The organism is Pedobacter cryoconitis (assembly GCF_001590605.1).
GTDB classification, from domain to species: domain Bacteria; phylum Bacteroidota; class Bacteroidia; order Sphingobacteriales; family Sphingobacteriaceae; genus Pedobacter; species Pedobacter cryoconitis_A.
The window spans coordinates 3,755,236-3,777,729 of the sequence record NZ_CP014504.1; the positions used below are offsets into that span (position 1 = coordinate 3,755,236).

22 protein-coding genes and 1 riboswitch are annotated in these 22,494 nt (G+C 41.0%); of the genes, 5 read left to right on the forward strand and 17 right to left on the reverse strand.

The features are described from left to right. Positions 1-48: 48 nt before the first annotated feature. From AY601_RS15480 to AY601_RS15515, 8 genes are all read right to left on the reverse strand, one after another. The gene (locus AY601_RS15480; RefSeq protein WP_068402672.1) at positions 49-825 is read right to left on the reverse strand and encodes a DUF3050 domain-containing protein; all 777 of its coding nucleotides are present in this window, start codon (positions 823-825) and stop codon (positions 49-51) included. A 120-nt stretch (positions 826-945) separates the two neighbouring features. Next, positions 946-1,914 (reverse strand): NAD(P)H-quinone oxidoreductase, encoded by a 969-nt coding sequence (locus AY601_RS15485; RefSeq protein WP_068402674.1) that lies wholly within the window; start codon positions 1,912-1,914, stop codon positions 946-948. Beyond that, on the reverse strand, positions 1,902-2,597 hold the full coding sequence (locus tag AY601_RS15490; RefSeq protein WP_068402676.1) for an AcvB/VirJ family lysyl-phosphatidylglycerol hydrolase: 696 nt from the start codon (positions 2,595-2,597) through the stop codon (positions 1,902-1,904). Before AY601_RS15490 ends, AY601_RS15485 begins: the two co-directional genes overlap by 13 nt. A 189-nt stretch (positions 2,598-2,786) precedes the next feature. Further along, positions 2,787-3,989: a DUF763 domain-containing protein gene (locus AY601_RS15495; RefSeq protein ID WP_068402677.1), complete on the reverse strand. Its 1,203-nt coding sequence runs from the start codon at positions 3,987-3,989 to the stop codon at positions 2,787-2,789. Positions 3,990-3,996: 7 nt separating this feature from the next. Beyond that, entirely contained in the window at positions 3,997-4,611 is a 615-nt protein-coding gene (locus AY601_RS15500; protein WP_068402679.1) for an HAD family hydrolase, read from the reverse strand. 29 nt (positions 4,612-4,640) lie between these two features. Next, on the reverse strand, positions 4,641-5,660 hold the full coding sequence (locus tag AY601_RS15505) for a cytochrome d ubiquinol oxidase subunit II (RefSeq protein WP_068402681.1): 1,020 nt from the start codon (positions 5,658-5,660) through the stop codon (positions 4,641-4,643). Between the two features lie 3 nt (positions 5,661-5,663). Continuing rightward, positions 5,664-6,992: a cytochrome ubiquinol oxidase subunit I gene (locus AY601_RS15510; RefSeq protein WP_068402683.1), complete on the reverse strand. Its 1,329-nt coding sequence runs from the start codon at positions 6,990-6,992 to the stop codon at positions 5,664-5,666. Positions 6,993-7,072: 80 nt separating this feature from the next. After that, a complete protein-coding gene (locus AY601_RS15515; RefSeq protein ID WP_068402686.1) occupies positions 7,073-8,341 on the reverse strand; it encodes an NAD(P)/FAD-dependent oxidoreductase in 1,269 nt (422 codons plus the stop codon). 246 nt (positions 8,342-8,587) lie between these two features. Between AY601_RS15515 and AY601_RS15520 the strand changes: the two genes are divergently transcribed. Then, positions 8,588-9,097, forward strand: a complete 510-nt coding sequence (locus tag AY601_RS15520; protein WP_068402688.1) for a hypothetical protein — start codon at positions 8,588-8,590, stop codon at positions 9,095-9,097. Positions 9,098-9,146: 49 nt separating this feature from the next. Here AY601_RS15520 and AY601_RS15525 read toward each other — a convergent pair whose 3' ends face one another. The 8 genes from AY601_RS15525 to thiS form a co-directional block, all read right to left on the reverse strand. Then, entirely contained in the window at positions 9,147-11,753 is a 2,607-nt protein-coding gene (locus tag AY601_RS15525) for an MGH1-like glycoside hydrolase domain-containing protein (RefSeq protein WP_232324613.1), read from the reverse strand. A 49-nt stretch (positions 11,754-11,802) separates the two neighbouring features. After that, on the reverse strand, positions 11,803-12,144 hold the full coding sequence (locus AY601_RS15530; protein ID WP_068402693.1) for a hypothetical protein: 342 nt from the start codon (positions 12,142-12,144) through the stop codon (positions 11,803-11,805). A gap of 317 nt (positions 12,145-12,461) precedes the next feature. Beyond that, positions 12,462-13,577 (reverse strand): 2-iminoacetate synthase ThiH, encoded by a 1,116-nt coding sequence (thiH, locus tag AY601_RS15535; protein ID WP_068402694.1) that lies wholly within the window; start codon positions 13,575-13,577, stop codon positions 12,462-12,464. Beyond that, complete coding sequence (locus tag AY601_RS15540) at positions 13,570-14,334, reverse strand: thiazole synthase (protein WP_068402696.1); 765 nt, start codon at positions 14,332-14,334, stop codon at positions 13,570-13,572. The genes thiH and AY601_RS15540 overlap by 8 nt, the downstream gene beginning before the upstream one ends. Continuing rightward, positions 14,328-14,978: a thiamine phosphate synthase gene (locus AY601_RS15545; protein WP_068402698.1), complete on the reverse strand. Its 651-nt coding sequence runs from the start codon at positions 14,976-14,978 to the stop codon at positions 14,328-14,330. Before AY601_RS15545 ends, AY601_RS15540 begins: the two co-directional genes overlap by 7 nt. Further along, the gene (locus tag AY601_RS15550) at positions 14,968-15,582 is read right to left on the reverse strand and encodes a thiamine phosphate synthase (RefSeq protein WP_068402700.1); all 615 of its coding nucleotides are present in this window, start codon (positions 15,580-15,582) and stop codon (positions 14,968-14,970) included. Before AY601_RS15550 ends, AY601_RS15545 begins: the two co-directional genes overlap by 11 nt. Continuing rightward, entirely contained in the window at positions 15,583-17,466 is a 1,884-nt protein-coding gene (gene thiC / locus AY601_RS15555) for a phosphomethylpyrimidine synthase ThiC (protein WP_068402702.1), read from the reverse strand. A 41-nt stretch (positions 17,467-17,507) separates the two neighbouring features. Next, positions 17,508-17,711, reverse strand: a complete 204-nt coding sequence (thiS, locus tag AY601_RS15560) for a sulfur carrier protein ThiS (protein WP_068407612.1) — start codon at positions 17,709-17,711, stop codon at positions 17,508-17,510. Positions 17,712-17,771: 60 nt separating this feature from the next. Continuing rightward, a riboswitch (TPP riboswitch) is annotated at positions 17,772-17,859 on the reverse strand. Positions 17,860-18,002: 143 nt separating this feature from the next. Between thiS and AY601_RS15565 the strand changes: the two genes are divergently transcribed. Genes AY601_RS15565 through AY601_RS15575 form a run of 3 tightly spaced genes read left to right on the forward strand, consistent with a single transcriptional unit; the run spans position 18,003 to position 19,915 of the window. Beyond that, positions 18,003-18,653 (forward strand): FadR/GntR family transcriptional regulator, encoded by a 651-nt coding sequence (locus AY601_RS15565; RefSeq protein WP_068407615.1) that lies wholly within the window; start codon positions 18,003-18,005, stop codon positions 18,651-18,653. Between the two features lie 24 nt (positions 18,654-18,677). Further along, entirely contained in the window at positions 18,678-19,511 is an 834-nt protein-coding gene (locus tag AY601_RS15570) for a sulfite exporter TauE/SafE family protein (protein WP_068402704.1), read from the forward strand. Positions 19,512-19,516: 5 nt separating this feature from the next. After that, complete coding sequence (locus tag AY601_RS15575) at positions 19,517-19,915, forward strand: DUF1634 domain-containing protein (protein WP_068402706.1); 399 nt, start codon at positions 19,517-19,519, stop codon at positions 19,913-19,915. A 52-nt stretch (positions 19,916-19,967) separates the two neighbouring features. Here the strand turns inward: AY601_RS15575 and AY601_RS15580 are convergent, their stop codons facing one another. Further along, positions 19,968-21,182, reverse strand: coding sequence for an MFS transporter (locus AY601_RS15580; protein ID WP_068402708.1), 1,215 nt, complete (start codon positions 21,180-21,182; stop codon positions 19,968-19,970). A 158-nt stretch (positions 21,183-21,340) separates the two neighbouring features. Between AY601_RS15580 and AY601_RS15585 the strand changes: the two genes are divergently transcribed. After that, complete coding sequence (locus AY601_RS15585; protein WP_068402710.1) at positions 21,341-22,213, forward strand: LysR substrate-binding domain-containing protein; 873 nt, start codon at positions 21,341-21,343, stop codon at positions 22,211-22,213. Positions 22,214-22,494 lie beyond the last annotated feature (281 nt).

The window sequence follows — 22,494 nt, forward strand, 5'->3', positions numbered from 1 at the left end:
AAAAAAACCTGCAAATTACTTTGCAGGTTTTTTTATGTTTTATGTTGACTATTTAGCCCCTGTAATCTCGTTATAAACACCGTTCCACAAGTTGATCCTTTGCTGTAATGAAGCTACCGTAACCTCTTCTGCGGCTTTCCAAGCTGCTTCATCATCTCCGCAAAGTTCAGCAGTCATTTCCAGCGCTAAATGACTATGGTGGTCTCCATCCACCTCAATATGTCTGTCCAGATAATATTTGATCAGGGATAACTGATCAGGGAATTTCTTATTTAAATCGCCTACGATCGAGATAAACATATGTGGGATCAGATCTTCTCTGCCAAAAGTAAAAGCAGCAGATTGCAAATGAGATTTTCCACCATCAATAACCTTAAAAGTAAAGTCAACAAACTGACGTGCTTCCTGCGGTACTCCTGCTGCTTCATAAGCAGTGCTCAGTGATTCTGTTTCTTTTAAATTCTCTACAAATTTATGGATAGCTGTAATGTCAGCACCACATTGTGCCATCGCTTCCAGATACATCTCATAATGACTCTTCCGGATACCCGCTCCATCTACATCAGATTCTTCACCAGCAACGATTTCATTGATCAGATATCTTGTATTTGCATTTCCGACAGGAAACCACGGCGTAGTCGTACAGGTTAAACCAATTTGTAAGGATTTAAGCAATGACATGAAGTCCCATACCGCATAAACATGGTATTGCATAAAAACTTTCAAGTCATCCAGATTATTGATTACTGAATAAACTTTATGATTAATAATTTCTTGTCTTAGCGGCTCGATAACCTGCTGTATTCTTGCGATATGGTGATTCATTGCTGTTTTTCTTATGATCTAATCACAAATGTAATTAGTAATTGATATGTTTTTACACCTACCAATTGTTTTTTCAGACCCTAAATAATTAAATTACTTTTCTAAGAGGATAGCTATCGGTTATTCTACTTTTAATACAATTTTGCCGATATGTGTGCTGCTTTCCATCAATTGCTGTGCATCTCCGGCCTCTGCTAGTGGAAACACTTTATAAAGGATTGGTTTTATTTTTCCTGCTGTGATCAGTGGCCAGATTGTTTGCTCAATCTCCGCTGCCAGCAATGCTTTATAATCATCTGTTCTCGGTTTAAGCATACTTCCGGTAAGCATCAGCCGTTTACTCATCATCTGCAAAATATCGATCTCCGATTTAGAACCATTCATCGCATTAATGAAAGTAATCCGTCCATCAGGGTTCAGAATTTCCATGTTTTTCAAAGTATTCTCCCCTCCTGTCATATCCAGGATCACATCAATTCCAACAGGTTTAAGCAGCGCCACAAAGTCTTCTGTTTTATAGTTTACAGCCATAGTTGCGCCAAGGTCTTCACAGAACTGGCACTTCTCTACAGTACCGGCCGTTGCATAAGCTTTTCCACCCATAGCCACAATCATTTGTATAGCAGTTACCCCTATCCCACTGGTTCCACCGTGAATCAAGAAGTTTTCACCGGTTTTAAAAGCTGCATCTTTAAATACATTAGACCAGATAGTAAAAATGGTTTCGGGCAAAGTTGCAGCTTCTTCAAAAGATAAGCCCTCAGGTACAGGAAGACATAACCTTTCATCTACAGCTCTATATTGCGCATACCCACCGCCAGCAATTAACGCACAAACACGGTCACCGGTTTTCCAGCGTTTCACTTCGGGGCCGGTAGCTTCCACAATACCAGAAATTTCCAGTCCTGGAATTTCCCTGACAGTGTCTGTTCCATAGGGATTGCTCTTCCTTGAAATGATATCGCTCCGGTTTAAGCCCGCAGCATGTATTTTAATCAAAACCTCGTTTCCCTGGGGTACAGGTTTAGCTACTTGTTCTAACTTAAGAACTTCAGGCCCACCTTTTTCTGTAATTACTATAGCATCCATAATCCGTGTTCTCTAAAAAATTGGTTTCTTCTTAATCCGCGTAATGCTTTAAAAATTTCCTGATGAGAGGAAACATCATAATGATGATCGCCCGGTAAGATCTTTAATGTAAAATTCTTTTTCTGCAATTTCTCCATTGGCTTTGGGTCTTCATTCTTTCCGTAAAAACAGAAAATCGGGACGTTTACAGCTTCAATTTCGGGCTGAACCTTATATTGCCTGTCATCGCCGGCTAAGTTCAGCAGATCGGAGGTATGTACCTTAAAATCTGAGGTGAAATAAGGGGACATCAGCTCCAATGCGACAACTTTGTTTTTCATCGCCTCTGGTAAGCGGTTATAGATGAAAGGGACAACGTCTGCGCCAAAAGAATAACCAACCAGATAAATTACCCTGGTATTGTAAAGTGTGGAATATTTATAAATTAATAAGGCGATATCATCTGCCGTTTGCTGCGGCGTTTTGCCATCCCAGAAATAGCTTCTGGAATTAAAGCCAATCGTATGAAATCCTTTCTGTGCAAAACCAGTAGACAGCTGATCTTCAAAATCCAGCCACCCTCCGTCTCCCGAGAAAAGAAGGAGTAATCTTTTGGAAGAAGGAATAGCACTTGGGTAATTAATTACCGGGAGATTAAAGTCATCAGTTTCAACCCCATGGTGATTTGTTGCCCTGGTTTTCATCAGGATTCCACAGCTCGAAAAAAGAAAAATATAGATAAGGCATAAACCTCGTTGCCAATAACTCATTATAGCTTTAAAAATATGATAGATTCAGTGTATGCTGACGCATTTATGACAACAAACGTCAATTATAGTTTAATGGTTTTTCTAAAATTAAACCCGGCTCGCTTAAATATAGAGAAATAATGTTTAAAACAGATCTAATTGACCTCCTTTAGGCGGTTTAGCATCGCCAAAAATCGTTTTCCCTCCATACTTCCAGGAGTTATTCCGTTCTTTTTCAAGAAGTTCCTCAAAATTATTATTTGGAACAAAATCGTTTTCTGCCTGACGGGATAATTCGCCTAGTTTTTGAATCGCCTGCAGTTTGTCAGAAGCCCCTATTTTAGCTTTGTTAACTGCCTTTGTTAAAACACTGATGGTCTCGTCATAGACTTTCAGCGGTACCGGAAAAGGGTGTCCGTCTTTACCTCCATGTGCGAAAGAAAAACGGGCAGGGTCTTTAAAGCGGGAAGGTGTACCGTAAATTACCTCACTAACTAAAGCCATAGATTGTAAAGTTCTTGGCCCCATCCCTTCGAGCAACAGTAATTCTTCGAAATCGGCAGGTTGTTTTTCATGCGTGAGCCACAACATCGCACCAAGACGTTTCAGGTCTATATCTTTAGCTTTTACCTCATGGTGGTTTGGCAAAACGAGATGCTGTATTTCAGCAATCATACGCGAAGGATGTTCTGTAGTCATAGATAGCATGGATAAACGGGCAGGTTGCGCTGCCTGAGTGACCATATTCATTATTGTTCCCTGGTTAACCCCGCAAATCGCCGTATGCGGATCTTCTACGAAAGAATTCATTTCTGCGGAATGCCAGTGGTAACGGCGGGCGGTGGAACTTCCGTCTTGCATACCTTGCTGAACAACTGTCCATAAACCATCCGTATTGACAATAAAGCTGTGCATGTACAGTTGAAAACCATCTTGTATAGCTGTATTGTCTACTTTAGCACTCAGTTTACTGCAACGCACCAGTTCAGTTCCATTGAGTCCGTTATGGTCACTGTAATGCAGCAATTCCTGAGGGGTTTGACGGGAAGATTTACCTTTTCCTCCGCAGATATATATACCCAGTTCTTTGGAAAGTGGGTTAATTGCACTTTTCAAAGCGCCCATTACAGAGGTCGTAATGCCAGAAGAATGCCAGTCCATTCCCATGACCGCGCCCAGGCTTTGAAACCAAAACGGGTCACTTAACCTGCGCAATACTTCGGCAGTGCCATATTCTGTAATAATAGCTTCGGTGATAGCCAGTCCAAGACGTGACATCCTTAAGGAAAGCCATTTCGGAATATGGCCATAGTGAAGCGGTAAATCTGCTGTCCCTGACCTTTTCATTTATATATTATCCGAACTTAAATTGATCGATTCTTACCCAGTGCATTCCGGCTGCTTCAGCGGCATCTGTTCCTGGCTTTCCATCTTCAAACACCAGGCATTTTTTAGGGTCAACACCCAATAGTTCCGCTGCTTTGAGGAATGGATCTGCAAAAGGCTTACCTCTTGGTGTTTCTCCAGCGCAAACCATAGCTTCTACATAGTCACTTACGCCAACTACCTCCAGCGTATGCTGAACAGCCCTGCGATCTCCACCAGAAACTACAGCAATACGTACTTTAGCTGCGTTCGCTTTTAAATGGTCTACAACATAGGTGATTGGCTGTGCTTTACTCAAATATTCTTCAAAGTAAAGTTTTGCTTTTCTGGCAGTGAATTCTGCCGGATCCATATCAGCCTGGTAACGCCTGTTCAATTCTTCTACGACATTGAAAATAGGCCAGCCTGCAAGTTCATCTATAATTGCGGGATCCATAGCTACGTTGTATTGCTTGGCTATGGCCACATAAGTTTCGGTATGCGCTGGCATATTGTCGGCTAATGTACCATCACAGTCGTATAAAAATGCTTCGTAATCTCCCGCTGTTAGTTTACTGAGCCTTGAAAAATTAGTCTCTTCCATAAATAATATTTAACGCCTTTTTAGCAGGCTTAATGTGCTTCGGTATTACCTTTTTTTTGCTGAAAGCTGTAAATCAGATAAACCAATGCAGGTATAATAAAAATACTGCCAATCAGCAGTGCATAACCTAAAGTTTCTATTGTTTTGAATTGTCCCTGGTGAGTTAGTAAAGAAAGATTGTCTCCGCCTTTAAGTAAGATAATATCCGGGAAATGGCTGTAAGTAGCGGCAAAAAGGATCATGGTCACTTGAAAACCCGCCAATAAGCGTAATATAATCGGTTTATTCCGGTTCAGTAAGACAAAGGTAATAACAAGTGAAATGGTAGCCATAATCAATGCTATAATTCCCGGAACATCACTAAATATCCAGTTTAACAAAGGAATGCCTTCTGAGTGTGCTGCTAAGAATACCAAGCCTCCTGCTGCCATAACCACAAAAATAGTACGTCTTGCTTTCCGGGTAAATAATTGCCTGTCCTGCTCGTTTTCTGCTTCACCAATGATAAATACATTGGCCAGATACGCACAAATAGTAACGGTAAAGATGCCTACAGTAACTGAGAACCAGCTTAACCAGCTAAAGACATATGCTGAAAGAAAATCTTTAGCCTGCAGATCGATTTGTCCCGATACAGCGCTTGCAGCTATAATCCCTAAAAAGAAAGGGGTAACTACACTGGAAATAACGAATATTGGAGTATATACTTTTTGCATATCATCTTTTACGGCATCGTAATTCCTGAAAACAAAGGCTGTTCCCCTGGCAATAATCCCCATTAACATACAAACTAGCGGGATATGCAGATAAATGGAAACGGTAGTATAGATTTTAGGAAAACCGACAAAAAGGATAACGATCACAATGATGAGCCACATGTGATTGGCTTCCCAGACCGGGCCAATGGCTTCATACATCTTTTTACGCATTCTCGGTCTGTTAGCCCTGGAAGTAAATAGTTCTATAATTCCGGCACCAAAATCAGCTCCCCCCAATAAGATGTATAACAGTATGGCAGTCCACAGGAAAATTATTACGACGTATACCATATGCTATTGTATTTTTTTATCAGTGGAAGAATCATAAAGTTTATCAACCATCGTGATCTGGCGGAATAGCAACAGACTCACAATGATGGCGAGTGAAATGTAAACGGCTGTAAACAGATAAAATGAATAAGCAATTCCGGGCATTGGGGTAACTGCATCGGCGGTACGCATCACGCCATAAATAATCCATGGCTGACGGCCCACTTCTGTAACTGTCCAACCTGCTTCAAGTGCAAGAAAACCCATTGGAGTTGCAATAACAAATAGTTTGAGCATCCATTTACTTTCAGCCCAGCCTTTCTTTTTAATCAGTGCGATAAAGTAAATCACGGCCAGGCCTAGCATAGCCATCCCGAGCCCTACCATGATCTGGAAGGCATAGTGTACCACTACAACTGGCGGCTGATCTTTTTTAGCAAACTGGTCTAGTCCTTTAACTTCTGCATTAAAATCTCCGGTAGCCATAAAGCTTAGGGCTTTAGGTATTTCCAGTGCATATTTAACAGTTTTAGTCGCGGTATCCGGAATTCCTCCAATGATTAACCCGGCTCCTTTTTCGGTATGAAAGTGAGCTTCCATGGCAGCAAGTTTTGCGGGCTGCCGTTTTGCAACATCCTTTGCTGAAATATCACCACTAATAGGTTGAAGACAAGCGGCTACAGTTCCGAATATGGCTGCGATCTGAAATGCTTTACGATGAAAGTTTACATTTTTGCCTTTTAAAATCATCAGGGCATGAACTCCTGCAACGGCAAATCCTGTGGAGACAAAGGCGGCAACACACATGTGGAGTGCTTGTGAAAACCAAGCTTCATTAAACATGGCTTTCATTGGGTCTATATTCAGGTATTGCCCGTTGACGAAATCAAATCCTGCAGGGCTGTTCATCCAGGCATTGGCTGCAACAACAAGGATACCTGACAGTAATCCGCTGATCCCTACAATTACACCGGTAAACCAGTGAAACCAGGGATGAAAACGGTTCCATCCGTACAGGTAAAATCCTAGAGCGATGGCCTCGATAAAAAAGGCTGTTCCTTCTAATGAAAATGGCATTCCGAAGATCGGGCCTGCATGTTCCATAAATTTAGGCCAGAGCAGACCGAGTTCAAAAGACAATACGGTTCCTGAAACTGCACCGGTGGCGAAGAAAATTGCTACTCCTTTGCTCCATGCTTTAGTGACATCGAGGTATACTGCTTTTTTTCTTTTTAACCAAAGATAGTGGGCAGTACACATGAAGAATGGCATCACCATTCCGATACAGGAGAAAACAATATGAAAGCCTAATGAAAAGGCCATTTGGAGTCGTGCGGCTAAGAAATCATCCATGTAGCAAATGTAATAGTTATGGCTTATGAAGCCATAAATCAAGGGGCAAGAATTGCCTTATAATTGTAATATTAGCAGCTTTATAGCTTCTTGCTTGCCGGTCTGACGATCATCCTTAAGGATTGGTCTTTGGTAAAGTAAGCAATCATCCAATTGTATAAAGTTTTGATCCTGTTTCCCGAATTTATCAGAGAGATCAAATGGATAAATAACCACATCGCCCAGGCAATAAATCCACTGAAAAACAGCTTTGGTTTTGGCAGATCGGCAACGGCTTTATTTCTTCCGATAATCGCCATGGTGCCTTTATCTACATAACTGAATGCTTTAGGAAATTGGTTTTCCTCTACCCGGATCATGTTTTTACCTACATTATCTCCTTGCTGAAGGGCAACTTGTGCTAATTGCGGATGTCCCTGCGGAAAGCCGGGGTCGGTTAACTGGATACAGGTATCACCTATGGCATAAATATCTTCCAGCCCTTTTACTTTGTTGAATTCATCAACTTGTAGTCTTTTGCCTTTTCCGTAAGCTTCTTCTGGCATACCTTTAAAAGTCATTGCAGTTACTCCGGCTGCCCAGATCAGGTTTTTAGCTTCAATTGTACTTCCGTCAGCGAAATGAACGGTATCGTTTACAAAATCTTTCACCATCACATTCAGCTTTACTTTGACACCCATTTTGGTCAAGGTATCATATGTGTATTGCTGTGATTTCTCACTCATTGGGGCAAGTACTGATTTTAGTCCGTCGACAAGATGGATTTCACCATCTGCGCCTTTAAGTTCAGGATAATCTTTAGCCAGGATCGTCCGTTTCATTTCGGCAAACATTCCTGAGATCTCAACTCCTGTGGGGCCGCCACCTGCAACAACTACAGTCAGCAGCTTTTTACGCTCAACGGGATCTGTTGAGCGGGAAGCTTCTTCTAAACGCTCTAATAAGGTATTGCGCATTTGCAGCGCATCAGCAACTGTTTTCATCGGGATAGCATGCTTTGCGACATTGTCCATTCCGAAATAGTTAGTTTCACAACCTGTGGCAAAAACGAGGTAATCGTAGTTAACAGTGCCCGTGGAAAGGATAACTTGCTTTTGTTGTGGTAAAACTTCTTCCAGTTCTCCCAGTCTGAACATAAAGTTCTTCTTTCCCCGGAAAAGCTTACGAAACGGATAAGTGATGTTAGAGGTTTCCAGGTAACCAGTAGCTACCTGATATAGCAGCGGCGGAAAAAAGTTATAATTATTTTTGTCTACAAGGGTTATATCAAATGATTCATTACCCGCTAGTTTTTTCGCAAGGTTTACTCCTGCAAATCCACCACCTATAATGACTACTTTTTTTGGCATATGATTGAGATTTAAAATATCAGATCAATTCTAAACAGTTAGTTTACTAGCCTTAGAACAACAACAAACGTGCTATGTTTGAAGTTATTTAAATTTAGATGGTAAAATTGCTTATCGCTTAACAGAATAATATTTTGTGAAGAAAAAGTCAAATAAACTGGCAAACCAATCAGTTTAAAGATTCCTGTGCAAAGAATTTTATTACTATTACTGACGTTAAAGGTTTAAGTTTACAAAAAATTCAAAATGAGCAGCAAAGATCAATCGTCCGCAAATGTTTTAACATTCCAGAAAGGTAAATATGTATTTACTGACCATTTAGAAGAAGTACATCCTGAAGGAGCGAGCGTGCCGTTTTTAACTGCACAGGCAATTCTGATGACTGTTGAAAAAGATGTTTTCAAAGGAGATATCGCTACTGTAAAAATCAGTGACCTGATCTTAAAGCAATCAACTTTTATAGATGATAATGGAAAGGTTGTAGAAGCGCATAAGTTATACGTATGGCCACGTAATTTAGGAAGCACAAAGGAATGGACAGCTAATAAGCTTGAATTTCTGAATGAATTCGTACTGAACTTCCCAATTGAAATCATCTCTTTAGAAGAATCAAATGGGGTAACCTGGAAATATATTACACCTGAGAATTTCAAAAAGATCCCCGAAGGAATTGAGGCTTCTTCGAGCTTCCAGGAGTATGCAATGCATCAAAGTGAATATTTCTTTTTGCGCCGTCCTTTGAACGAGCCAAAATAAAGGCTGAAGGTTCGTCTGCGCTCAGAATTATTTATAAAAAGGGTCTTTTCTAGTTTATCCTGATCAGTCTCAGGTAGTCGAGCATAGCCTGGTTAATCTCACCATTCATATTCTCGTTCCAGTCTTCCAATGAAAGTTGGAATTCATGTGTCCCTGTAGTTAGTTTTACTGTATTTATATTGCTAAAACCCCAGTCAGACCATTCCTCTTTTCCGCGTTGTGGAAATACAAAGGTTCCTGCAAACTGACCATCCACATTAAATGTTCTGATGGCGCATTTGTTCTCTGTATTGGTTGGGCCATTCCCATTGGCATACCTGAAATCAATGGCATAAATCCCTGCTTCAGCTATATCAATCTCAAGCGTTATTTTATTATTCTTTGCTTTACTGATCTCGATAAAACCATTTGTGGTATATCCCTGATAAGGCAACGGTGATTTGGCAGCTACGGTTTCCATGGCAATAGTCTGTATTTCTTTTACGTCAGTAATTAAAACAGGTTCACTGGCAAATGAAGTAATCTTATCTTTATCTACAGCAATTACCTGGAATTCTCCACTTTGTTTTGCGGTATAACTTAAGTCTTGAGTTTGAGCAATTTCTTTGCCGTTACAGCTGATGTGATAAGTTTCAGCACCTGCTACCTTTTCCCAGCTAATCTGGTTATTCACTTTTTTCAACGCAGGCGCAGCGACTGAGAAGTAGTCTGCAGACGTTGCAACTTTACCTTGTTCCAATTTGTTATCAGCAAGTATAATATCGATTTGATGTTTTCCTTTTAGTGTGGCAGAGACCATAGCCCCTGGCAAAGGCTTACCATCAAGTGTGATTGATTTAATCTGGTTTCCGTATCCGCTCAATTTAATATCCAATACTGCATTGCGGTATTTAAAATTAGTCAGTGTTCTTTCTCCTTTTAATATTTCAGGAATAAATGGTTTAAATACCAGGGCGTTTGCTTGCATATCCATACCAAATAACACACTATAAACGAGGCTGATATTTCCAGCCAGGCTCCATAACATATTACTGGAATTGATTTGTGTACCTGCGAAATCTCCAGAGGTAGAAACGAAATTCTCTTTATTGGTCAGAAACAATGCTGCAGGGCGATAAATTGCGCTCATACTTTGCATAAGAGCTGCTGCATTTCCAGTTTTCGCCGCAGCGAGTGACCAGTAGGCTTGTACGAAAGGCCATACTGCATTGTTATGATAGGGTGGGATATTCGGAATCTGCGGATAGATACAGGGAATCCCAAATTTAGTGACTGGGGTATTTGCGATTACAGATTTCTGCTGCACTGCATCTGCAATATCAAATAGAACAGTTAGTGCTGCTCCTAATGCTTCGGAACGGGGAGACAAAATTTTAAACTGCCTGCCGTATAAGTATTGCCCATAGTATCCTTTTTCTGGCATCCACAGGTATTTGTTGATCCCTTCTTTTATTTGATTGGCAATACCCGCATATTTTTCAGTCCTCTCTTTGTCTTTCAAAAGCAGCGCCATTTGTGCAAGGACTTTATTGGCCTGGTAGTGAACTGCATTAGTTCCCAGATTTTCTGAGGCATAAATATCGGCAGACTGCATCCATTTTGGATAGGTCTGGTCCCGCCAGTCTAAAAAAGAGGATTCACCTCTGACCATGCCTGTTTGCGGGTCATATACGTTTTTCAGGTCATCTTCAACAGTATTTCTGATTATCGAATAAGCTTTGGTAAGCCATGCCTGATCACCTGTGGTTTTATAGACTTCCCAGGCTGCAACAGCCCAAATCATCCGGTCAGAAGACACTGGCCATGAACCTCCTGTTCCCGTATCCTGAATAACACGGTTATTTTTGACCTTTCTCAGTAAACTATTCTGGGCAACTTTGGGTTGCAGTGTAGCCATGGAAAGTATAATACTATAACTAATATCCCTTGTCCATACACCTGCCCATTCTTTACCCGTCCTGAAAGTACCGTCAGGCTCTATTGCATTCTCCATTTCTTCTAAACCAAGATTATAGAGTGCATCCATGATTGGAACAGTTGATTTATACTGAGGGAAAGCAGAAATGTCTTTGGAAAGTTTCCACGAAGAAGCCGTAGTTTTCTTTTCCTGAGCCTGATTCATTTCCAGCGTAATCCTATAAATACCATCACCATCAGTATCTTTTAATTCCAGTTCTTGGTGATTGCTCAGGTTATCGAAATCCCAGATAAGCGGACTGATACTTCCGGCTACAAAAACGCCTTTGAAATCTGCTTTGTAAATTTTTGTTCCATCATAAGTTGTATAAAAACCTTTGGACGCAAAATCAGCCAGCACTTCACGCAGATCAAGCTTGATTGTGAATTTAGTATCTGGTCTGAGAAATACACCTTTTGATAGTGGTTCTTTGAGTTGTTGTCCAAAACGGATCACTGGCGTTTCAAATTTTCCATCAACGGCAATAATACTGATCTGGTGATTTTTTCCAGAAGCCATTTCGTTGTCTTTACCATTAATACTGAACTTGAAGGACAGATCCGGACTGATGTCCAGGTTAACTGGACTTTGGTAGTTAGAATGTATGGTTGTGGGAGAAAGTGCAATCGCCTCAAATGCTCCTTGTGTAACTCTATCTTTTGATAAGGTATAAGCTTCAGATTGATATAGGTTGTTCATAGGTTTCCGGACCACAGCGGCCATAAATGAGAACGGGAAATTTCAGTTCTTATTCTTCGTCTTCCAGGATATTTCTATCCTCCCAGCTCAGATATGCTCTGTACCATTCTGCGCATTGTTTAAATACCTCAGTCAAATCCCCCTCTTCCAAAGTAAAATGCACTGCGAAAATATGATTTTCGACAACCCCATAAAGGTTCAGGTATTCAAACTCATAAGTTTTAGTATCCGCCTTAAAATTAAGTCCTTCAACTTCATCCGTCGCGATAACCTCCATGATCGTATGTGAGCCCGTATGCTGTATCACAGTGCGGCCCCCCATTTCATCTTCAACATGCTCACTTGGCTCTAAGAAAACTATTTCAGGAAGTGTAAAGTCCATTAAATTCATGCCGCGAATCTAAGGATTTTACGTTACAAAAAGCTAATCAAGATGTATTTATCCGTGTTGAACAGCTAGAAAAACATTTGATGAAACATGATCAGAAAATTGGGTTATTTATTTTTTCGCCTCAAGGTTTCTTTCTTTCTTTCTTTCTTTCTTTCTTTCTTTCTTTCTTTCTTTCTTTCTTTCTTTCTTTCTTTCCTCTTCCCAACCACTTCCCCCGCTTGGACATAGAAAAAAAACACCTATACTAATGTGAAGGGCATTCGTTCCGAGCCTTTTCGGCGACGGCAATGTCGCCCGAACATAGTATAGGTGTTTTTTTATTGGAGAAGCCTATCCCAATCCTTCCACACCGCCTCATACCCCTTTTCTTTCAACATTTCCTTAATCTCTTCCGGCGTCCTTTCATCACAAATCTCAAACTGTTCCAGCGATTCCGGTTCCACCGCATACCCACCAGGATTAGTTTTAGAACCCGCGCTCATAGAAGTAATCCCCAAGCCAATCACATGATCCCTAAAAACAACAGACTCCCTTGTAGAAATAGAAAGCTCAACCTCTTCATTCAACAACCTGTATGCGCAAATCAGCTGTACCAACTCCCTGTCTGACATTTCAACTTTAGGCGCTAACCCTCCACTAAATGGCCTTAACCGTGGAAACGATAAACTATATTTAGTCTTCCAATACTTTTTCTCCAAATATTCCAGATGCAACGCTGTAAAAAACGAATCCGTACGCCAATCTTCCAATCCGATCAACACCCCCAGTCCCATCTTATGCACCCCAGCTTTTCCTAACCGGTCTGGCGTTTCCAATCTATATTCAAAATTCGATTTCTTTCCCTTTGGATGATGCTTTTTATAATCTTCCCGGTGATAAGTCTCCTGGTAAACCAGCACTGTATTTAACCCCAAAGGAATCAAGACCTCATAATCCTCCGTATCCAGCGGCTGTACTTCCATTGAAATCAGTGCAAAATGTGGACGCAAAAGTTCCAGTACCCTTTTAAAATATTCAGTATGAACCGTCTGATTAGCCTCACCAGTCACCAGTAATACATGTTCATACCCCATTTCTTTTAACACAGCAACTTCCTGCATAATCTCCATGGGAGACAGTGTTTTACGCCTCACCTTATTATCCAGGCTAAACCCACAATAAGTACAAATATTATTACACTCATTAGAAAGATAAAGCGGTACATATAACTGCATTACTTTACCAAAACGCTTCAAAGTAGCCAATCTGCTCAACTGTGCCATTTGTTCCAGATAAGGAGCAGCAGCAGGAGAAATTAATGCTTTAAAATCTTCTAAAGTCCGATTGCTATTCCCCAAAGCACGTTCTACATCGTACGATGTCTTTTCATATATACTCTGTTTAATCTGTTCCCAGCTATAAGTATTAAAAAGTGCAGTAAAATTATCAGTCATCCAAAAATGAGGTTAGTGGGCTGCTTGACACAGCAGATGAATTGATAGACCCTAATTTTGCTTCAAATGCCATCCTTCCGGCAATGACCGCAATCTTAAATGCTTCAGCCATTTTCACTGGATCTCTGGAAACAGCGATTGCCGTATTTACCAGAACTGCGTCTGCACCAATTTCCATAGCCTTTGCGGCATCAGAAGGAGCACCAATTCCAGCATCTACAATTACAGGAACATTACTTTGACTAATAATAATTTCCAGAAAATCAATAGTTTTCAAACCTTTATTACTTCCGATTGGCGAACCTAAAGGCATCACTGCGGCAGTTCCAGCATCTTCTAAATGCTTGCATAATACCGGGTCAGCATGAATATAGGGTAAGACAATAAAGCCTAATTTCGCTAGTTCTTCTGTTGCCTTTAAGGTCTCAATCGGATCAGGCATTAAATATTTAGGATCAGGATGAATCTCCAGCTTAATCCAGTTGGTTTCTAAAGCTTCCCTGGCCATCTGAGCTGCAAAAACAGCTTCCTTCGCATTTCTCACACCCGAAGTATTAGGCAGCAGGTTAAACTGCGGATAATTTAAATGGCTTAATATATCGTCTTCCTGATCTTTCAGGTCAACTCTTTTTAAGGCTACAGTAACCAGTTCTGAACCAGAAACAAGCAATGCTTGCTCCATAATTTCTGCCGAACTGAACTTGCCCGTCCCTGTAAATAAACGGGAGTTAAATACTTTATCTGCAATAGTTAACATATCGTTTGTTTTGAATTAAGGTTTAATTCCTGATAGATCAAGCTGATATTTTCTGACGGATCAGTATGCTGTGTGAGTAAACCAGAAACAGCAATACCATAAATCCCCGTTTGGAGAATACTATTGATATCCTGGGTTTTTATTCCACCAATGGCTATAATGGGTAATTTAATTCCAGCAGCTAAAACCTGTTGCATGAGTTGCTGATATCCTTCAAGTCCAAGCACCGGACTTAAGTTTTGCTTGGTTGTGGTAAAACGAAAAGGGCCCAAACCAATATAATCCGCACCTTCCTCTACTCTTCTGCATATATCTGCAAAAGTGTTTGCTGTACCACCAATACACTTATCCTTTCCCAAAATACCCCTTGCCTGCGCTACAGGCATATCATTCAAACCCAAATGCACGCCATACGCACCTGATTTTAAAGCCAGTTCCGGATAGTCATTAACAATTAATTTTGCGCCGTACTTTTCACATAAACGACTGGCCTGAATGGCGAGTTCGAGTACTACATCTTCAGATTGCTCTTTAACCCGGAGCTGTATCCATTGACCACCTGCCTGCAGTACTTTTTCAATAGCAGTAAGGTGTGTCCCATTTTCCGGGGGCTGTGATATATAATGTAACTGATCAATTAACATCTCTTTTTTCTTCTAATGATTTGAGCATCTTTTCAAATTCTTTTAATGCGCCAGACGGGTGATTCCAAAGTGCACCAAGAACAGCAGCACCATCAAAATTCATTCGTTGCAATTCCTGGAACAGGTCTGCATTCACCCCTCCAATCCCAAAAACCTTTAATCCCTGTGGAACAGCAGACAAATAGAAATTACGCTCTACTATACTTTGATATCCAACTTTTGAAATACTATTAAATACTGGCCCAAAAAACACATAATCCAAAAAGGCAGTATCCGCTGGTGGTCCCCATTGATGAACAGACCGGCTTAAGTGAAAACCAGCTGCAAAAAGCGCTGTTTTTTTTTGCTGACTGGTAAGCTTCCATAGTTTTTCAGGATAATGAAGCCTGCGGATTGAAAACATGTTTGCCAATTCATGATGCTGATGAATTGAAATTGCCCGGTAATAATCCGGGTTAATCTCCAGCATCAGCCTCATAAATCTGGTCTCATCATTTTCCGGTTTCCTGAGATGCAATAATTGAAGTCCTGCCTCAAACAAGGCATTGATCAATTTGCCTTCTCCCTGGAAATAATCCGGACGTGTTACGGCTATAAGTTCCATTTACAGGTATATTTCACTTCCTTTTTCGGTGAATTCACGCGATTTATCTTCCATCCCTTTTGCAAGCGCCGCAGCTTCGTCCAAACCTTGTTTAGCTGCATATTCCCTTACGTCCTGGGTGATTTTCATAGAACAGAAATTCGGTCCGCACATGGAACAGAAGTGGGCGATTTTAGCACCATCGGCAGGAAGTGTCTCGTCATGAAACTCCTTTGCAGTATCCGGATCAAGTGAAAGATTAAACTGATCTTCCCATCGGAATTCAAACCTGGCTTTACTCAATGCGTTATCACGGTATTGAGCTCCGGGATGTCCTTTTGCTAAATCTGCCGCATGCGCAGCAATTTTATAAGTGATTACCCCGTCTTTTACATCTTTTTTATTGGGTAAGCCCAGGTGTTCTTTTGGCGTCACATAACACAACATTGCCGTTCCGTACCAGCCAATCATCGCTGCGCCAATTGCAGAAGTGATATGATCATATCCAGGTGCAATGTCAGTTGTGAGTGGGCCTAAAGTATAAAATGGAGCTTCACCGCAATGTTCCAGTTGCTTTTCCATATTTTCTTTAATCATATGCATCGGTACATGGCCCGGCCCTTCAATAATAGTCTGTATATCATGCTTCCAGGCAATTTTAGTCAGCTCACCTAATGTTTCCAGCTCAGCAAACTGTGCCGCATCATTCGCATCTGCCAGGCAGCCTGGTCTTAAACCATCACCTAACGAAAAGGCAACATCATAGGCTTTCATGATCTCACAGATTTCTTCAAAATGTGTGTACAAGAAGCTCTCCTGATGATGCGCCAAACACCATTTTGCCATGATTGATCCACCTCTGGAAACTATACCGGTAATCCTTTTTGCAGTCAATGGAATATATCTTAGCAATACTCCGGCATGGATGGTAAAATAATCAACCCCTTGCTCGGCCTGCTCAATTAATGTATCCCGGAATAGCTCCCAGGTCAGATCCTCAGCTTTACCGTTCACTTTTTCGAGTGCCTGGTAAATTGGAACTGTCCCGATTGGAACTGGTGAATTACGAATAATCCACTCCCTTGTTTCATGTATATTTTTACCTGTTGATAAATCCATAATGGTGTCAGCACCCCAGCGACATGCCCATACGGCCTTTTCAACTTCTTCTTCAATACTGGAAGTTACTGCTGAGTTACCAATATTTGCGTTGATTTTAACCAGGAAATTCCGGCCAATAATCATTGGTTCAGATTCAGGGTGGTTGATATTTGAGGGGATAACAGCTCTCCCGCAAGCGACTTCCTGGCGTACAAATTCTGGTGTAATGAAGCCCTTAGGTGTATTGGCACCAAAGCTATTTCCTGCATGCTGCTGACTCATCGCCTCTGCCTGCTCTCCTTTTTCATTATTCCACAGTTCTATCCTCTGGTTTTCTCTGATCGCGATATATTCCATTTCCGGAGTGATGATCCCTTTCCTGGCATAATGCATCTGAGATACATTCTGTCCTGCTTTTGCACGATAGGGTTGATGCTGAAAAGCGAAACGTAACTGGTCAAGTGATGGGTCTGCCAATCGCTGTGCACCATAAGCAGAGGTAATCTGATCCAGCTTTTCAACGTCACCTCTATCGGTAACCCAACTTTCTCTGATCCGTGGCAACCCTGCTTTAACATCAATATGTGCATTCGGATCTGTATAAGGCCCGCTGGTATCATAAACTGTTACACATGGGTTTGTCTCTGTCAGGCCAAAACCATTATGTATTTTGGTTTCGCTAAGGCTGATTTCACGCATGGCTACTTCAATAGCATGAAGTTCACCTTTTACAAAAACTTTACGGGAAGCCGGGAATGGCGTCCTGCTGATGACCTGGCCATCTGGAATTTTTTCTACTTTCATCGTTATGTGATTTTGTGAGGTTGCAAACAGAAATTAATGAATTATCCTCCTTGAGTTGCCTTGATTAGCATGACCTGGTCTCCGGGTTGAAGATGGTATACAGACCAATCAGATTTAGACATGACTGACTGATTAACAGCCACCGCAATACCGCTTCCAGAAATCTGCAAAACAGCAGTTAACAGCTGTACTAATGAGCATGGTCCGGCAATAGAATAAGTTTGATGATTTACAGTAATTTCCATTCTTTTCATTTTTAATAACGATAGGAATGACCTGTATAAGGAATGGAAAACCAACAACATAGTTGTGGCCTTACTTTTCCCTTCGGCAGTACTAACTGCATCAGGTTCAAAGGGTATATCTCAGCACAAGGCACCCCTAAAGTTTTTTGTAAACCTATAACATTTTTAAGAAGAAAAGAAATTTATTAAAAGATCAACTTCAAAAAAGACAGTTTCTCTTGTCACTTTTACATTACAAACATCAGACGTATGATCCGATTATATACCTTTGAAACATCAGATGTTTTAATCATGAAAAGAATCAATTTATCAGACAAAGTAATCGTTGCACTCAAAAGCGATATTGCCTCTGGAAAACTCAAAAAAGGCACAAAAATCCCATCAGAACCTGAACTGATGGAGCGTTATGAAGTTGGCCGTTCTACCATCAGGGAAGCAATTAAAACCCTTGCTATCTCTGGCATACTTAAAGTACAGCAAGGCTCAGGTACTTTTGTCGCTTCAAAAATAAAAGAGGAATCTCTTGCACAGCGTCTGCGCCGGGCAGACTTCGAAGAAATAAATACTGTCCGCTCTTTACTTGAAAAAGAAATCGTAAAACTTGCTTGTCTGAACAGAACTGAAGAAGATTTGACTGCCATGCAAAATCATCTTTCCCAGCGGAAAAAAGCTATCGATACTGATCAGCAACAAAAATGTACTGATGCAGATATAGCTTTTCACGTCAGCATTGCAAAAGCTTCAAAAAACAAAGTATTAATCGATCTCTATCAAAACTTCACTGCAGTAATCCTGGATTTCTTTACCAAGCGTAAAGAACAAAATATGGCTTATTTTGCCAGAAGCCATGCCTGGCATGAGGAACTTTCGCTGGCCATTGTCAACAGAGATCAGGCAGCGGCAGAACAACTCATTAAAACTTTATTAGATAACAATTACTAAAAACTATTATTAATTATACAACTCATGACAATTTTAACCTTTACCCTGATCCTGTTATTAGGGGCTTATCTTGCAGGACTTGCTGGTTCACTAACCGGTCTTGGCGGCGGCGTGGTAATTATACCCTTGCTGACCTTATTTTTTCACGTTGACATCCGTTATGCAATTGGTGCTGCGCTGATCGCATCAATCGCTACCTCTTCTGGCTCTGCAAGTGCTTATGTGAAAGAAGGCATTACCAATATCCGTCTCGGAATGTTCCTGGAGATAGCAACAACGGCAGGTGCTGTTTTGGGGGCTATTCTGGCGATCTATACGCCTGTTAACATTGTAGCCATTCTGTTTGGTGCCACCTTGATCTTTTCAGCAGCAATGACAATGAGAAAGAAACATGAAGGTGCATTAGCGGAAGGTAGTCAACTTTCCTATTTGCTGAAATTAAACAGCAGCTATCCTACAAAAGATGGTATAATAGACTATAAACTAAAGAATATAGGCGGGGGATTCTCGATCATGACCTTGGCGGGAATACTTTCAGGCTTATTAGGAATAGGTTCCGGTGCCTTAAAAGTATTGGCAATGGACAGTGCCATGCGTGTCCCTTTCCGGGTAAGTACTACGACCAGTAATTTCATGGTCGGAGTAACTGCTGCTGCGAGTGCTGTGGTTTATTTACAAAGAGGTTATATCGATCCTGGAATTGCTTTTCCAGTAATTATCGGTGTACTTGCGGGAGCTTTTACAGGCTCAAAGTTATTGATGAAGATCGATGTCAAATGGTTGAAGGTCATCTTCAGTTTTGCGATCACAGCTATCGCCCTTAACATGATTTACAATGGTTTTAATCACAAATTCTAGGAAACATGAATAACAGTAAAGAAACTAAAAGAGTAACCGACTACGATATGCAACAGCTAATCGGTCAGGTTTTAAGATATGGTGTATTAATTTCAGGCCTTGTTGCCATTATCGGAGGAATCTGGTACTTATTCCAGCAAGGCTCCGGCCTTCCTGACTACGGCACATTCCATGGGGAAGGCGAAGGCTATACCAGCTTACCAGGTATCATTAAAGGATTAGGGCAAGGCAGTGCAAAAGAAATCATCCAGCTCGGTGTAGTCATTCTGATTGCGACCCCGATTTTAAGGATTGTATTTTCACTGGTTGCTTTTGGAATGGAGAGAGATAAACTCTATGTATTGATCACATTGATTGTACTTTCAATTATCCTGTTCAGTACTTTCGGAGGATTGAGTATTTAAGCGGGCGAGTATTAAAACATAATGCGCGTATCGTTATGATACGCGCATTGCCTTATATAGTTTTAACTGCTGCCTGTCTGCTTTTATAATAGGCAAAGATACCAGTAGCAGTTATTCCTATTAATCCTTCGATTAATACTGCCGGTCTTGGGCCAATCAAATGAGCAACCCAGCCAATCAATAAACTACCAACAGGAATCAGTCCCTGGTAAGCCATTACATAATAACTGATTGCACGTCCGCGCATTTCGGGAATAGCATGTGTTTGAATATAAGTGTTGATAGCTGAGGACTGTGCCATCATCCCTACTCCTGATATTCCCATAAATAGTAAGGCAATAGGCAATTGTGGTGCAAAAGCAAGGAATAATAAACTACCTCCCAATACAGCCCCTGCAATAGTTGTTAATTTAATCAGCGTGCTGCTATCTTTTAAATTGGCCAGATAAATAGCACTGATAATTGATCCTAAACCAGCTGCACTTTCAAACCAGCTAAAGGTTTTGGCATCCCCATTAAAAATATCCTTGGCAAAAATCGGCATCAGTGTATTGAAAGGAATTACAAAAAGGCTGCTGATTCCGATCATCATGATCATGCTGCTTAATTCTTTATCTCCCGATACATATCTGAAACCTTCTTCCAGCTCTACCCAAATGCTTTTAGTTGATTTTGTAATAATCTGCACAGGTAAACGCATCATGAATAAACAGATCAGTACCGGGATATAACTCAGGAAATTTCCCATGAAACAAATGTCTGTACCAAAAGTACTCAGAATGATCCCTGCGACAGCCGGACCTGCAATACGTGCAAAATTGGCCATCGAAGAGTTCAGCGCAATCGCATTCGGTAAATCATTTTTATCATTCACCATCTCTACCATCAGTGATTGCCTGCAGGTTACATCAAAAGCATTGACAACTCCCTGTACCAGGCTCAATCCGATAATAAAAAGAATATTATTATATCCAAAATAAATAATCGCTGCCAGTGCTCCTGCCTGAATCATGGAAACAATCTGTGTAATGACCAGGATGCGGTACCGGTTATGCCTGTCGACCAGGCTCCCTGCGTATGGCGATAAAATTAACGAAGGGATCAAACTTACAAAACCAACTACCCCTAGTAAAACAGCAGATCCCGTAAGCTGATAAACCAGCCAGCTGACCGCCGTCTTTTGCATCCATGTGCCTATAAGGGAAATTGATTGTCCATAAAAGAAGAGTTTGAAATTACGTGATTTTAACGACCGGAAAACATTCATGATATTATTTTACTATTTTGAAGATCTGAAAGCTGGTGGACTGCATCTGATTTTCTCATCAACAGCTTCATCAGAAAGACTGTTACAAATTTCGGCATAAACTATCTATTTATAAAATTGATAGTTTTAATGATATTGATTAGTTTTAACGATCGATTATGGAAATCAGACAACTCAACTACTTCATCAAAGCCGCAGAACTCCTGCACTTTACAGCTGCAGCAGCAGCCTGCTTCGTAACGCAGTCTACCCTATCACAGCAAATCAAACAACTCGAAGAAGATTTAGGTATGCTCTTATTCGACCGCATGGGTAAACAAGTAAAGCTAACAGAAGCCGGTAATGTATTCCTGACGCATGCCTATCAAATCATGCTCGACATCAAGAAGTCAAGGCAAGCCATCTTTGAGCTCGCGAATATGGTTAACGGAGAGCTGAAAATCGGGGTGACCTATGCCTTCAGTTCTTTGCTGCTCCCAGCATTAACCCCTTTCTCAGAGAAATATCCCGGTATCATGATCCATATTGAATACGGAACAGCGGGTGAACTGGAAAACAAACTAAAAATGGCTGATCTGGATATCATTCTGGCCTTCCACGAACAACGTGACAGTAGTGGCTTTGAAATGCAGCCTGTATTTTCTTCCAAAATTGTCATGGGTATCTCCAAAGAAAACCCTTTGGCCAAACTTCCAAAAATCTCCCTGAAAGAACTCGGAAAATTAGACCTGATCCTCCCTAGCAAAGGCTTTAGTTCACGCGACCTATTCGATGAAATCTTTAGAAAAAACAATATTATACCCAATACAAGAATCGAAATGAATGATGTACATTCCCTGTTATCCATGGTTGAATCCGGGAACTGGGCAACCATCATTAATGAAAAGGCAATAAGCACCTGGGAAAACATTGCTGCCGTACCTATCTCAGATAAAAAGCTTTACAAACAGGCTTTCATCCTCTGGCAAAAAGGAGTATACCGTAAAAAATCAGCCATGCTATTTGTGGAGGAATTTATGAAAGTGGTATAGTGACGCAATGAGTTACCCACTGAAGTAATCAAACAGGACAATCCAAAAAACTATCCAACAAGGCAATCCAAAAAGCTAGCCAACAGGGTAATCCGAAAAACTATTCAACAGGAGAATCCAAAAAGCTATCCATTGGGTTATGAATCCAGCTATACATCCTGCAACAGGAGAAACTGTAAAAAAAGGAGTATGCTAATGTGAAGGGCATTCGTTCCGAGCCTCTTCGGCGACGGCGATGTCGCCCGAACATAGTATACTCCTTTTTTTACGTTTGAAGAACG